Origin of the sequence: Sphingomonas metalli, assembly GCF_014641735.1 — a bacterium.
GTDB classification, from domain to species: Bacteria; Pseudomonadota; Alphaproteobacteria; order Sphingomonadales; family Sphingomonadaceae; genus Sphingomonas; species Sphingomonas metalli.
The window spans coordinates 149,489-163,120 of sequence record NZ_BMIH01000004.1; the positions used below are offsets into that span (position 1 = coordinate 149,489).

The following is a 13,632-nucleotide window of genomic DNA, read 5'->3' on the forward strand; positions in this document are numbered from 1 at the left end:
CGCGGCGGCGGGGGAACGCCTATCTTGGCGCCATGAACTTCTTCGGTCGCATGTCGCCGCTGCGCGCGTACCGGGACCTGCGCGTCTTCTTCGCAGGCCGCGAGCCCTATGAGCTGTGGTTCCTCATCGCCGCGATGCTCATCACCGGCTTCTTCATCTATGCTTTCGCCAAGGACAGTTCGGTCGAGGCGCCGTACAAGCGCGACATCGTCTATGTCGAACAGTGGCGCGCCGACCGCACCGATGCGGAGATCCGCGCGCAACAGGCGATCGACGCGCCGATCAAGGCGAAGCGGCTCGCCGAGGACAAGGCGGCGCGCGAGAAGAAGCAGGCCGAGTTCAAGCGGATGGACGACGCCATGTCGCGCTGGGGCCTCTGACACACCGGCACGACGACGCGCGCTGGATGGCCGCCGCGCTGGCGCTCGCGGCGCGCGGCCGCGGGCGGACCGCGCCCAATCCCAATGTCGGCTGCCTGATCGTCCGCGACGGCCGGGTGGTCGGCCGCGGCTGGACCCAGCCCGGCGGGCGCCCCCATGCCGAGGCGGAGGCGCTGGCCCAGGCCGGCGCGGCGGCGCGCGGCGCGACCGCCTATGTCACGCTCGAGCCCTGCGCCCATGTCTCGCCGCGCGGCCCGGCGTGCAGCGACATCCTGGTCGCGGCCGGCGTCGCGCGGGTCGTGGCGGCGATCGAGGACCCCGATCCGCGCACCGCCGGCGCAGGCTTCGCCCGGCTGGAAGCGGCCGGGATCGCGGTCGATACCGGCCTTCTCGCGGCCGAGGCGCGCCGGTCGATGGCGGGCTTCCTCACCCGTCGCGCGCGCGGCCGGCCGCTCGTCACGCTCAAGCTCGCCCTGTCGCTCGACGGCGCGGCGGCGCTGGCGGACGGGAGCAGCCGCTGGATCACCGGGCCGGAGGCGCGCGCCCACACCCATCTCGAGCGCAGCCGCCACGACGCGATCCTCGTCGGGCGCGGCACATGGGATACGGACCAGCCGCGGCTCGACGTGCGCCTGCCGGGGCTGGAGGACCGCTCGCCGCTGCGCGTGGTGCTGTCCTCCCGCGCCCCCATCGCCCCCCAAGACCGTCGCCCCAGCGAAGGCTGGGGCTTCCCGGCGGCGGAGGACGATACGCGCCACGCGAAAGACTCCAGCCTGCGCTGGGGTGACGAAGACCAAAATATCGTCCGCCTTCCCACCCCCTCCGCCATCGCCATCCTCCCGGCCGACCATCTCTTCGTCGAGGGGGGCGCGCGGACCGCCGCCGCCTTCCTCCGCGCCGACCTCGTCGACCGGCTCCTCCTCTACCGCGCGCCGATCCTGATCGGCGGCGGGCGGACGCTGCCCGATATCGGCCTTCCCGATCTCGCCGCCGCGCATGGCCGCTGGCGGCTCACCGACGCGCGTCAGCTTGGCAGCGACCGGCTGGAGGTCTACGAGCGCACCCCATGTTCACCGGCATCGTCACCGACATAGGCACCATCCGGCAGGTGGAGGGCGGCGGCGACCTGCGCGTCACCATCGCCACCGCCTATGACACCGCCACCGTCGATCTCGGCGCGTCGATCAGCTGTTCGGGCGTCTGCCTGACGGTGGTCGACAAGGGCGGGGATGCCGATGGCGACCACTGGTTCGCGGTCGACGTCTCGGCCGAGACGATCCGCCGCACCGCCGACCAGTGGCGCGAGGGCCGCGCCCTCAACCTCGAACGCGCGCTGAAGCTGGGCGACGAGCTGGGCGGCCATATCGTCACCGGCCATGTCGACGGGGTCGCCACGGTCGTCGCGCTCGCGGCGGAGGGCGACTCGCGCCGCATCGGCTTCGCGCTGCCGCCCGCGCTCGCGCCCTTCGTCGCGCCCAAGGGCTCGGTGACGGTCGACGGCGTCTCGCTCACCGTCAACACGGTCGAGGATCATCCCGAGGCGACGCATTTCGCCGTCAACGTCATCCCGCACACCCAGGCCGCCACCACGCTCGGCGCGCTCGCGGCCGGCGACACGGTCAATATCGAGATCGACGTGCTCGCCCGCTATCTGCAACGCATGGAGCAGTACAGTGTCCGTCCCCGCTGAGGTCGCCCGCCTGCGCCACGCCTTCCTCTCCTCGCCGGAGGAGATCATCGACGAGGCGCGCAACGGCCGCATGTTCATCCTGGTCGACGACGAGGATCGCGAGAATGAGGGCGATCTGGTCATCCCCGCCCAAATGGCGACGCCCGAGAAGATCAACTTCATGGCCCGGCACGGCCGCGGGCTGATCTGCCTCGCCATGACCCGCGCGCGGGTCGACGCGCTCGGCCTCGACCTCATGAGCCGCAACAACGGCACCCGGCACGAGACCGCCTTCACCGTCTCGATCGAGGCGCGCGAGGGGGTGACGACCGGCATCTCCGCCGCCGACCGCGCCCGCACGATCGCGGTGGCGATCGATTCGACCAAGGACCGCGCCGACATCGTCACGCCGGGCCATGTCTTCCCGCTCGTCGCGCGCGACGGCGGCGTGCTGGTCCGCGCGGGCCATACCGAGGCGGCGGTCGACGTCTCCCGCCTCGCCGGGCTCAACCCCTCGGGCGTGATCTGCGAGATCATGAACGAGGACGGGACGATGGCGCGGCTCGACGACCTCGTTGCCTTCGCGCAGCTGCACGGCCTCAAGATCGGCACGATCCGCGACCTGATCGCCTATCGCCGCCGCTACGACCATCTCGTCGCGCTGGTCAGCGAATCGCGCTTCACCAGCCGCTGGGGCGGCGAGTGGGCGGTGCGCGCCTATCGCAACACCGCGACGGGGACGGAGCAGGTCGCGCTGGTCAAGGGCCGGCTCGACGTGACCCGGCCGGTGCTGGTGCGGATGCACGCCCTGTCGCCTTTCGCCGACGTGTTCGGCGAGGATAGCCCGCGCGGCCGCATCCTCCAGCGCTCGATGGAGATGATCGCGGCGGAGGGGTCGGGCGTCATCGTCCTCATCAACCGCCAGCGCGCCGACGCCTTCACCACCGCGGTCCGCGCCCAGGCCGGCGAGCGGGTCGAGGTGCCGATGGAGGAGCTGCGCGACTATGGCGTCGGCGCGATGATCCTCGCCGAACTCGGCGTCCACGACATGATCCTGCTCACCAACACCCACCACACGCTCGTGGGGCTCGACGGCTATGGCCTGTCGATCGTCGCCGAGCGCCGCATCGAGGATTGCTGATGGCCCGTATTCTGATCGTCGAGGCGCGTTTCTACGACCATCTCAACGACCTGCTCCTCGCCGGCACCCGCGCCGCGATCGAGGCGGCGGGCCATGGCCACGAGACGGTCACCGTCCCCGGCGCGCTCGAGGTGCCCGGCGCGATCGCGCTGGCGGCCGACCATTATGACGGCTTCGTCGCGCTCGGCGTCGTGATCCGCGGCGAGACCTATCATTTCGAGATCGTCGCCGGCGAAAGCGCGCGCGGCATCATGGCGCTGACCATGGACGGGCTGGCGATCGGCAACGGCATCCTCACCGTCGAGAACGAGGCCCAGGCCCTGGTCCGCGCCGACCCCGCGCAGAAGGACAAGGGCGGCGAGGCGGCGAAGGCCGCGCTCGCGATGCTGGAGCTGCAGCAGCGCTTCGGGTGAAGGTGACGTAAAAGCCCGATCCACTCGGCCCCGAGCGTCGCCCCAGCGCAGGCTGGGGCCTTCCGCGGCTCCTGTCCCGCGCTTTCACCGGGAGATTTCAGCCTTCGCTGAGATGACGGATCAAGGAAGGGGGCAGAAGCCCCCCCCCTTTACGCCGCCTCGGTCTCCAGCGCCGGATAGTCCACATACCCCTCCGGCCCCTGGCTGTACCAGGTGCGCATCTCGCTCGTCGCCAGCGCCGCGCCGGTGCGCAGCCGCTCGGGCAGGTCCGGATTGGCGATGAACGGCCGGCCGAAGCTGATCGCGTCCGCCACGCCCGAGTCGAGCGCCGCCTGCGCCTTCTCGGCGGAGTCATAGTCGGAGTTCAGCACCAGCGGCCCTGCGAACACCTCGCGGATGCGCGGCGAGAGCTTGGGCACGTCGGTGCGGCCGAAGGTGCCGTCCGGCCCCGGCTCGCGCAGTTCGAGGAAGCCGATGCCGATCTCCGACAGCGCCGTCACCGCCGGCAGGAAGACCGCGGCGGGATCGCTGTCGTCCACCCCCTGCGAATCGCCGTTCGGCGACAGGCGCACCGCGGTCCGCCCCGCACCCGCGACCGAGGCGACCCGCTCGGTCACCTCGCGCAGCAGGCGGATGCGGTTCTCCGGCGCGCCGCCATAGGCGTCGTCGCGGTAATTGGCGCCGTCGCGCAGGAACTGGTCGATCAGATAGCCATTGGCGGCATGAATCTGCACCCCGTCGAACCCGGCGGCGAGCGCGTTGTGGGTGGCGTTGGCATAATCGTCGAGCAGCGCCGGGATCTCGTCCAGCGTCAGCGGCCGCGCGGTCTCGAACGGCTGCTTGCCGTCATAGGTATGCGCCTCGCCCCTGGTCGCGGTGGCGGAGGAGGAGACGGGCTGTGCCTCGAACACGCTCGAATGCCCCTGCCGGCCCATGTGCCAGAGCTGCGCGACGATCCGCCCGCCCGCCTGGTGCACCGCCTCGGTCACCGGCTTCCACGCCTCGACCTGCTCGTCCGACCAGAGGCCCGGCGCATAGGGCCAGCCCAGCCCCGACCGGCTGATCCCGGTCGCCTCGGAAATGATCAGCCCCGCGCTCGCCCGCTGGCGATAGTAGTCGACCATCAGCGGCGTCGGCACCGCCCGCCGGTCGGCCCGCGCCCGGGTCAGCGGCGCCATCAGGATGCGGTTGGGGGCGTGGATCGCGCCGAGGTCGATCGCGTCGAAAAGGCTGGGCATGAAGGCTCCTGCTGATTGTCGGCCGGCGAGATAGGAGGCTAGAGGGCCGCATGCATCAGGCGCCCGGGAAAAGAAAAACTGCGCAGCAACAAAGCGCGGGCGCGCCGGCGGAGGGGGGCGGCCTCGCCTTTGCCGCGATCGTGGTCGCCAATGTCGCGCTCGCCTTCGGCCCGGTCTTCGTCCGCGCCGCCGATACCGGCCCGGTCGCCTCCGCCTTCTGGCGGATCACGCTGGCCGCCCCGCTCCTCGCGGTCCTCGCCTTTGCCGGCGGCGCGCGGCCGCAGCGGCTGCCGGGCGGGCTGTGGTGGCTGCTCGCGCTCGCCGGCATCGCCTTTGCCGGCGATCTCGGCACCTGGCATATCGGCATCATCCACACCACGCTCGCCAACGCGACGCTGTTCGGCAATTGCGCGACGCTGATCTTCCCCCTCTACGGCTTCCTCGTCGCGCGCGCCTGGCCGACCCGGATGCAGGGCTTCGCGCTGCTCCTCGCGGCGCTGGGCGGCGGGCTGCTGCTCGGACGCTCCTACCAGCTCGACCCGCGCAACCTCCTGGGCGACATGCTCTCGCTCCTCGCCGGGCTGCTCTACACCCTCTATTTCGTGCTGATGGCGCGGGTGCGGGCCAGCATGGCGCCGCTGTCGGCGCTGGCGCTGTCCACCCTGGCCAGCATCCTGCCGCTCTTCCTCTACGCGCACCTCCTCGGCGAGCGGCTGTGGCCGGGCGACTGGACGCCGCTGATCGGCATGGCGCTCGCCAGCCAGGTGCTGGGCCAGGGCTGCATGATCTACGCGCTCGGGCGGCTGTCGCCGCTGGTGGTCGGGATCGCGCTGCTGATCCAGCCGATGGTGGCGGGCGCGATCGGCTGGGTCGCCTATGGCGAGCGCCTCGCCGCGCCCGACCTGATCGGCGTCGCGATGGTCGCCGCCGCGCTGGTACTCGTCCGGCGCGAGCCGAAAACCGAAGGCGTCCGGCGCGAGCCGAAGCTTGCGCTCGCGCCGGTCGATGCGCATGTGGAGGCGGAGGAGCCGCGATGACCGACCTGACCGCCTCGACGCCCGCCGAAACCCCCGCCGACCCGACGCTGGACGAGATCCGCCGCGATCTCGCCCCCGCTATCGCCAGCAATGCCGCCTTCGACGGCTGGGGCGACGCCGCGCGCGACTATGCGGCTCAGGCGGCCGGGGTCGACCCCGACATCGCGCGACTCGCCTATGCCGAGGGGCCGGCCGCGATGATCGACGCCTGGTTCGATTCGATCGACGCCGCCATGGCTGCCGCGCTGCCGCCCGAGGCGCTGGCAACGATGAAGATCCGCGCGCGCATCACCGCGCTGGTCGAGGCGCGGCTGCGCATCGTCGCCCCGGATCGCGAGGCGCTGCGCCGCGCGCTCGCCATCCTCGCCATGCCGCAGAACCTCGCGCTTGCCGCGCGACTCGGCTGGCGCAGCGTCGACCGGATGTGGCGGCTCGCCGGCGACACCGCGACGGACTACAACCACTATACCAAGCGCGCGATGCTGCTCGCCGTCTATGGCGCGACCGTCACCGTCTTCCTCGACGACGACAGCGAGGATCAGGCCGACACCCGCGCCTTCCTCGCCCGCCGGATCGACGGGATCATGCGCTTCGAACAGGCCAAGGCGGGCTTCCTCCGCCGCACCGAGCACCGGCCCAGCCTGTCGCGCTTCATCGGCCGGTTGCGGTACCCGGCGGTGTGAATTGGACGCGTAAAGGCAATTGATAATCGTTCGCAAACGCTTTATCTGCCACGCATGGCGACCATGATCGACAGCCTCGTCACCGTGCCCCGCAACCAGCGCGCGACCGTGTTCGCGATCGAGTGGGAGCGACTCGCCCAGCCCGAGGCGCGGCGGCTGCGCGAGCTGGGGTTCGACGAGGGCGTGGGCGTCGAGGTGCTGCACCGCGCGCGGCTCGGCAGCGGCCCGATCGCCTGCCGGATCGGCCGGATGACCGTGGCGCTGCGCCGCACCGTGGCGGCGGCGATCAGCGTCTCCGCCAACGACTGACGTGATCCACCCGCCTCTGGTCGCGCTCGTCGGCAATCCCAACGCCGGCAAGAGCGCGCTGTTCAACGCGCTCACCGGTGCGCGGCAGAAGGTGGGCAATTATCCCGGCGTCACGGTGGAGCGCCACTCCGGGCGGCTCGCGCTCGACGACGGCCGCCCGGTCGAGCTGGTCGACCTGCCCGGCGCCTACAGCCTCGACCCCGCCTCCGCCGACGAGCGGGTGACGCGCGACGTCGTCACCGGCAGCGGCCGCTACGAGCGGCGGCCCGACGCGCTGGTCGTGGTGGTCGACGCCGCCAATCTCGACAATCACCTCCGCTTCGCGCTCCAGCTGATCGCGCTCGGCCTGCCGGTGATCGTCGCGCTCAACATGGTCGACCTTGCCGAGCGCGACGGACTGACGCTCGATCCCGCGGTACTCGCGCGCGAGCTCGGCGTGCCGGTGATCCCCACCGTCGCGGTGAGGAAGCGGGGGCTCGATTCGCTGCGCGCGGCGCTGACCGAACTGGTCGGCGGCTCCGCGCCGGCCGCCGCCGTCTCCCCCGAGGCGCAGGCGCCGATGCCCGTCCTCCAGCGCCGCGCGCGCCAGATCGCCCAGGCTGCGATCCTGGCGGAGACGCCCGGCCGCCGCTGGGGAATGATGCTCGACTCGGTCGCGCTCCACCCGGTGTTCGGCCCCCTCCTCCTCCTCGCGCTGCTGTTCGTCATGTTCCAGGCGGTGTTCGCCTGGTCGGAAGCGCCGATCGGCTGGATCGAGGACGGGTTCGCCGCGCTCGAGGCCTTCGTGTCGGGCGCGCTGCCCGCGGGCTTCCTCCGCTCGCTGATCACCGACGGCCTCATCGCCGGCGTCGGTGCGGTGCTGGTGTTCCTGCCGCAGATCCTGATCCTGTTCCTCTTCATCCTCGTGCTGGAGGCGAGCGGCTATATGGTCCGCGCCGCCTTCCTGATGGACCGGATGATGGCGCGCGTCGGCCTGTCGGGCCGCGCCTTCATCCCGCTCCTCTCCTCCTTCGCCTGCGCGGTGCCGGGGATCATGGCGACCCGCACGATCGACGACGAGCGCGACCGGCTGACCACCATCCTGATCGCGCCGCTGATGACCTGTTCGGCGCGGCTGCCCGTCTATACGATCATCATCGGCGCCTTCATCCCCGACCGGACGGTGGCGGGCTGGATCGGCCTGCAAGGCCTCGTCCTGCTCGGCCTCTATGTGATGGGGATCCTCGGCGCGTTCGTGGCGGCGCTGGCGCTGCGGCGGACCGTGACCAAGGGCGCGTCCTCGGGCTTCATGATGGAGATGCCCAAATATCAATGGCCGCAATGGCGCGACGTCGCGCTCGGCCTGTGGACGCGCACGCTGATCTTCCTCAAGCGCGCGGGCACGATCATCGCGCTGACCACCGTCGTCCTCTGGGCGCTCCTCTCCTTCCCCAAGCCGCCCGAGGGCAGCCGCGTGTCGCCGGTCGACTATTCGGTCGCGGGCCGGATCGCCGGCGGGCTGGAGGCGGTGGTGCGTCCGATCGGCTTCAACCGCGACATCGCGCTGGCGCTGATCCCCGCCATGGCCGCGCGCGAGGTGGCGGTGTCGGCGATCGGCACCGTCTATGCGATCGACGATCCGGAAGGTGCGGGCGGGCAGCGCGCGCTGGGCGACAAGCTGCGCGGCCGCTGGAGCCTGCCGACCGCGCTCGCCTTCCTGATGTGGTTCGTCTTCGCCCCCCAGTGCATCTCGACCATCGCGGTGACCCGGCGCGAGACGAACGGATGGAAATGGCCCGCCTTCATGGTTGGCTATCTGTTCGCCGCAGCCTACATCATGGCCGGATTGACATATTGGCTGGCGGTCGCCGTCGGCCTGTAGATTTTCGGGAAGATCATGGCGGGCAGCGTCAACAAGGTGATTTTGGTCGGTAATCTGGGTCGCGACCCGGAAAGCCGCAGCTTCCAGAACGGCGGCAAGGTGGTGAACCTGCGCATCGCCACCTCCGAATCGTGGAAGGATCGCAACACCGGCGAGCGCAAGGAAAAGACCGAGTGGCACTCGGTCGCGATCTTCAACGAGGGGCTGGCCAACGTCGCCGAGCGGTTCCTGCGCAAGGGGTCGAAGGTCTATATCGAGGGCCAGCTCCAGACCCGCAAATGGCAGGACCAGAACGGGCAGGACAAATATTCGACCGAGATCGTGCTGCAGGGCTTCAACAGCGTCCTGACGATGCTCGACGGCCCCAATGGCGGCGGTGGCGGCCAGGGCGGCGGCGGGCGCGGCGGCGACGAATGGGGCGGCGGCAACGACTTTGGCGGCGGTAGCGGCGGCGGCAGCCGCGGCGGCGCGGGCGGCGGCGGCAGCCGTGGCGGCAGCTTCGGCGGCGGTGGCGGCGGCGGCTTCGCCGACGATCTCGACGACGACGTGCCGTTCTAGGATCCGCCTTGGGCCAGCCCCCCCTCCCCGCCTGCGAGGCCGGTGCGCCCGGATCGTTGATGAACCTCTACGACGCGCACGGCGTGGCCGAGCGCGGGGTGTTCGACGACCTGACCGGCTTCGCCACGCGGCTGTGCGAGGCGCGCTTCGCGCTCGTCACGCTGATCGAGGGCGATCGCCAGCATTTCCTCGGCCGCACCGGCACCACGCTGGAGGGGACGGCGACCGACGACAGCTTCTGCCGCCACGCGATCGCGGCGGGCGAGGCGATCGAGGTGCCCGATACGCTCGCCGATCCGCGCTTCGCCGACAATCCGCTGGTCACCGGCGACCTCCACATCCGCTTCTATGCGGGCTCGCCGCTGCGCACCGACGACGGCGACATCCTCGGCACGCTCTGCGTCCTGCATGACGAGCCGCATCCCGGCCTTACCCCGCTCCAGCGCGAGGGGCTGGCGGTGCTGGCGCGCGCGGCGATGGACCGGCTCGCCGACCGGCGTCAGGCGCGCGAGCGGGGCGAGGCGGTCAGCCGCACCGAACGCCGCCTGGCCGAAAGCGAGCTGCGCTTCCGCACCCTGGCGGACGCGATGCCGCAGATGGTCTGGTCGACCCTGCCGGATGGCTTCCACGACTATTACAACGCCCGCTGGTACGAATTCACCGGCGTGCCGGAGGGGTCGACCGACGGCGAGGGCTGGAACGGCATGTTCCACCCGGACGACCAGCCGATCGCCTGGTCGCGCTGGCGGCACAGCCTGGAGACGGGCGAGCCCTATCAGATCGAATATCGGCTGCGCCATCGCGACGGCGGCTGGCGCTGGGTGCTCGGCCGCGCCGTGGCGCTGCGCGACGATGCGGATCGCATCGTCCGCTGGTTCGGCACCTGCACCGACATCCACGAGCAGAAGCTCGCGATGGAAGAGCGCGAGATCATCAGCCAGGAGCTGTCGCACCGGATCAAGAACATCTTCGCGGTGATCGCCGGGCTGATCCAGTTCGCCGCGCGTGCGCGCCCCGAATTCGCGCCGATCGCCACCGACCTGCGCCAGCGGGTGATGGCGCTCGGCCGCGCCCACGACTTCGTCCGTCCGCACAGCGCCCAGTCGCGCCCCTCGGCGCAGCAGGACAGCATGAAGGGGCTGCTCGGCGAGCTGTTCAAGCCCTATGCCGGCCCCGCCGCGCCGCGCGTGACCGTGGAGGGCGAGGACGTCATGATCGACGATCGCTCGGCCACCCCGCTCGCGCTGCTCTTCCACGAGCTCGCCACCAATGCGAGCAAATATGGCGCGCTCTCGGTCGAGGGGGGCCATGTCACCGTCGCGATTTCCCGCGAGGGCGAGGATGTGCTGCTCCGCTGGCAGGAAACGGGTGGCCCGCGCGTCACGGCCGCGCCGGACGGTCCCGGCGGCTTCGGCAGCCAGCTGATCGAACTTTCCGCCGTGCGCCAGATGGGCGGTACTGTCACCCGCGACTGGCGCGAGGACGGGCTCGTCGCGACCATCCGCATCCCGCTGGGTTCGATCCGGCGCTAGAACCGGGCGACAGCGCCTGCCCCGTTCGTGCTGAGCGCAGTCGAAGCACGGCTGAGTCTGTTTGGCCAGCATCGTCACCCCAGCGAAGGCTGGGGCCTTTCGCGGCTCCTGCCTCGCGTGCACAACGGGGAGATCCCAGCCTTCGCTGGGATGACGCGGCTGTGGAAGTCCGTGGAGAAACCTGCGGCTCGTTCTGGTCGACCCTCAGGCCGCCCGCTCCTCCGGGAACGGCACCACCTCGTCCCGCGCCGCTGCCTCGTCGCCGGTCGTCGCCAGCGCCGCGGCGGCGAGGATCGCGCGCTCGCTGAACGGCTTGCGGATATAGCCGAGCGCACCCTGGCCGGTGCCGATCTGCGTCGGATTGGCGGTGACAAACACCACCTTGATCCCATAGTCCTTCGCCATCCGCTCGGCGATCTCGGGGCCGGTCGGCCCGTCGCGCAGGTTCACGTCAACAAAGGCGAAGCCGCACTCCGGTGCCGCGGCCAGCGCGCTCTCGGCATCGGCGGCGATCGCCGCCACCTCGTAGCCGGCGTCGAGCAGGATCCGCTCGAGGTCGAGGGCTACGAAGATCTCGTCCTCGACTATCAGGGCTGTTTTGCTCATCGCCATGCCTGCTGCATCTGGCCCCACGAAACGAGGGCTCGACAAGAATGTTCCACGTGAAACATGCTAAGTCATAGAACGAGCGCCGGATTGTCCGCAGCTGTGTTAACGGCGCAGCAGAAAGACCGCATGTTCGGCGAGCAGGTTCGCCCCCGCCGCGCCGCGCAGCCGCCGGCGCGACAGGAACCACGCCCCCTCCACCGTCACCTGCCGTTCGCGGACGAAGGCGCGGAAGTCGTCGATCGTCACGTGGTGGATATTGGGCGTGTCGTACCATTGTTCGGGCAGCAGCCCCGTCACCGGCATCCGTCCGCCGACCAGCAGCGAGAGGCGCACCCGCCAGTGCGCGAAATTGGGAAAGGAGACGAAGGCGCGCCGCCCGATCCGCAGCAGCTCGTCCAGCACATGGTCGGGCGCGCGACAGGTCTGGAGCGTCTGGCTCAGGATCGCATAGTCGAAGCTCTTGTCGGGATAGCCCGCCAGGTCGCGATCGGCATCGCCCTGCACCACCGGCAGCCCGCGCCCGACCGCGGCGGCGACATTGGCCGCATCGATCTCCAGCCCGCGCGCGTCGACTCCCCGTTCGTCGCGCAGCGCCGCCATCAGCGCCCCGTCGCCGCAGCCGATATCGAGCACGCGCGCGCCAGCTGCGACATGGCCGGCGATGACGGCGAGGTCGGGGCGCAGCGAGGCCGTCATGCCCCGCCCCGCAGGAAACCCTCGACCACCCGGTTCATCTCGGGCGCGTCGAGCAGGAAGGCGTCATGGCCATAGGGGCTGGACAGCTCGACGAAGCTCGCCGCCCGCCCCGCGGCGTTGAGCGCATGGACGATGTGGCGCGACTCGATCGTCGGATAGAGCCAGTCGGTGTCGAAGCTGACGAGGCAGAAGCGCGCCGCGCTCTGGCGGAAGGCGTTGGCGAGCAGCCCGCCATGCTCCTCGGCCAGATCGAAATAGTCCATCGCGCGGGTGATATAGAGATAGCTATTGGCGTCGAACCGGTCGACGAAGCTCAGCCCCTGGTGGCGCAGATAGCTCTCGACCTGGAAATCGGCGTCGAAGCCGAAGCCCTTGGCCTGCCGCGCCTGCAGCTTGCGGCCGAACTTCTCGGTCAGCCCCGCCTCGGACAGATAGGTGATGTGCGCCGCCATCCGCGCCACGGCGAGGCCCGCGGCGGGCGGATCGTCGTGCCGGTAATAGTCGCCGCCGCGCCATTTCGGGTCGGCCATCACCGCCTGCCGCCCGACCTCGTGGAACGCGATGTTCTGCGCGGTGTGGCGCGCGGTCGAGGCGATCACCACCACCGAGCGGACGCGCTCCGGGAAGGTCGCGGGCCAGCTCAGCGCCTGCATCCCGCCCATCGATCCGCCCACCACCGCCTTCAGCGTGGCGATGCCCAGATGGTCGAGCAGCATCGCCTGCGCGCGCACCATGTCGCGGATGGTGATGACGGGGAAGGTCATCGCATAGGGCTGGCCGGTCGAGGGGTCGATGCTCCCCGGCCCGGTCGAGCCCATGCAGCTGCCGATGACGTTGGAGCAGATGACGCAATGGGTGTCGGTGTCGATCGGCTTGCCCGGCCCGACCATCGCCGCCCACCAGCCGGGCTTGCCGGTGCGCGGATGGACGCTGCCGACATGCTGGTCCATGGTCAGCGCGTGGCAGATCAGGATCGCGTTGCCGCCATCCGGCGCCAGCTGCCCATGCGTCTCATAGGCGATCTCCACCCCGCTCAGCGTGCCGCCGCCGTCGAGCCGCAACAGCCCCGGCAGCGTCACCTTCCGGGCCAGACCGAAGCGCTGATCGTCCATGCGCCAGCGCGCTACGGCGACCGGCGCGACGTGGCAAGCCACCCTCCCGTTGTCGCCCCGGCGGCGGCTGGGGCCTTTCCCGACCGCAGCGCCAAGTCGCCCGAGGCTGGAGCCCGCGCCATCATCGAACGTCCACCGCGTCCTTTGCATGGCCTCCGCACAAACGCCGTCATCCCCGCGAAGACGAGACCTCTGCGAAAGTCAGTGCAACGACCCACCCCCACGTCCACCCCGGCGAAGGCCGGGGCCCAGTTGGGAGACGGTCGTAAGTCATCGCAAAGCTTCACCCAGCTGGACCCCGGCCTTCGCCGGGGTGAACAGAGGAGTCTTGCAGAGGTCGCGCGAAGGATGGACCTCCCTGTCGTGGAAAACGGCAAGAGCTGCAGAAGGCACC

General features: G+C 70.7%; 15 protein-coding genes. 11 read left to right on the top strand and 4 right to left on the bottom strand.

Translation table 11 applies throughout. The annotated features are described in order from the left end of the window. Positions 1–32 precede the first annotated feature (32 nt). From IEX18_RS15020 to ribH, 5 genes are read left to right on the top strand one after another with little or no spacing between them, the layout of a single operon-like run. Complete coding sequence (locus IEX18_RS15020) at positions 33–380, top strand: hypothetical protein (protein ID WP_188659569.1); 348 nt, start codon at positions 33–35, stop codon at positions 378–380. A gap of 26 nt (positions 381–406) precedes the next feature. Then, positions 407–1,474, top strand: a complete 1,068-nt coding sequence (gene ribD / locus IEX18_RS15025; protein WP_188659570.1) for a bifunctional diaminohydroxyphosphoribosylaminopyrimidine deaminase/5-amino-6-(5-phosphoribosylamino)uracil reductase RibD — start codon at positions 407–409, stop codon at positions 1,472–1,474. After that, positions 1,447–2,070 (top strand): riboflavin synthase, encoded by a 624-nt coding sequence (locus tag IEX18_RS15030; protein WP_188659571.1) that lies wholly within the window; start codon positions 1,447–1,449, stop codon positions 2,068–2,070. Before ribD ends, IEX18_RS15030 begins: the two co-directional genes overlap by 28 nt. Further along, positions 2,054–3,190, top strand: a complete 1,137-nt coding sequence (gene ribB / locus IEX18_RS15035; RefSeq protein WP_188659572.1) for a 3,4-dihydroxy-2-butanone-4-phosphate synthase — start codon at positions 2,054–2,056, stop codon at positions 3,188–3,190. Before IEX18_RS15030 ends, ribB begins: the two co-directional genes overlap by 17 nt. After that, entirely contained in the window at positions 3,190–3,603 is a 414-nt protein-coding gene (ribH, locus tag IEX18_RS15040) for a 6,7-dimethyl-8-ribityllumazine synthase (protein ID WP_188659573.1), read from the top strand. Before ribB ends, ribH begins: the two co-directional genes overlap by 1 nt. A 149-nt stretch (positions 3,604–3,752) precedes the next feature. On the opposite strand, the gene IEX18_RS15045 is transcribed toward ribH, so the two are convergent. Beyond that, positions 3,753–4,841 carry an alkene reductase gene (locus tag IEX18_RS15045; RefSeq protein WP_188659574.1) on the bottom strand — a complete coding sequence of 363 codons (1,089 nt, stop codon included), beginning with the start codon at positions 4,839–4,841 and terminating at the stop codon, positions 3,753–3,755. 50 nt (positions 4,842–4,891) lie between these two features. On the opposite strand from IEX18_RS15045, the gene IEX18_RS15050 reads away from it, so the two are divergent. From IEX18_RS15050 to IEX18_RS15075, 6 genes are all read left to right on the top strand, one after another. Further along, positions 4,892–5,878: a DMT family transporter gene (locus tag IEX18_RS15050; protein ID WP_188659575.1), complete on the top strand. Its 987-nt coding sequence runs from the start codon at positions 4,892–4,894 to the stop codon at positions 5,876–5,878. Beyond that, a complete protein-coding gene (locus IEX18_RS15055; protein WP_188659576.1) occupies positions 5,875–6,561 on the top strand; it encodes a COQ9 family protein in 687 nt (228 codons plus the stop codon). Before IEX18_RS15050 ends, IEX18_RS15055 begins: the two co-directional genes overlap by 4 nt. A 63-nt stretch (positions 6,562–6,624) precedes the next feature. Beyond that, a complete protein-coding gene (locus IEX18_RS15060; RefSeq protein ID WP_229664642.1) occupies positions 6,625–6,870 on the top strand; it encodes a FeoA family protein in 246 nt (81 codons plus the stop codon). A gap of 1 nt (position 6,871) precedes the next feature. After that, on the top strand, positions 6,872–8,731 hold the full coding sequence (gene feoB, locus IEX18_RS15065) for a ferrous iron transporter B (RefSeq protein ID WP_188659578.1): 1,860 nt from the start codon (positions 6,872–6,874) through the stop codon (positions 8,729–8,731). A gap of 15 nt (positions 8,732–8,746) precedes the next feature. Continuing rightward, entirely contained in the window at positions 8,747–9,289 is a 543-nt protein-coding gene (gene ssb, locus IEX18_RS15070; RefSeq protein WP_188659579.1) for a single-stranded DNA-binding protein, read from the top strand. Between the two features lie 59 nt (positions 9,290–9,348). Next, positions 9,349–10,821, top strand: coding sequence for a sensor histidine kinase (locus IEX18_RS15075; RefSeq protein WP_188660070.1), 1,473 nt, complete (start codon positions 9,349–9,351; stop codon positions 10,819–10,821). A gap of 204 nt (positions 10,822–11,025) precedes the next feature. Here IEX18_RS15075 and IEX18_RS15080 read toward each other — a convergent pair whose 3' ends face one another. The 3 genes from IEX18_RS15080 to metX form a co-directional block, all read right to left on the bottom strand. Next, a complete protein-coding gene (locus IEX18_RS15080) occupies positions 11,026–11,427 on the bottom strand; it encodes a response regulator (RefSeq protein ID WP_188659580.1) in 402 nt (133 codons plus the stop codon). Positions 11,428–11,532: 105 nt separating this feature from the next. Next, on the bottom strand, positions 11,533–12,126 hold the full coding sequence (gene metW / locus IEX18_RS15085) for a methionine biosynthesis protein MetW (RefSeq protein ID WP_188659581.1): 594 nt from the start codon (positions 12,124–12,126) through the stop codon (positions 11,533–11,535). Further along, entirely contained in the window at positions 12,123–13,238 is a 1,116-nt protein-coding gene (metX, locus tag IEX18_RS15090; RefSeq protein WP_188659582.1) for a homoserine O-acetyltransferase MetX, read from the bottom strand. The genes metW and metX overlap by 4 nt, the downstream gene beginning before the upstream one ends. Positions 13,239–13,632 lie beyond the last annotated feature (394 nt).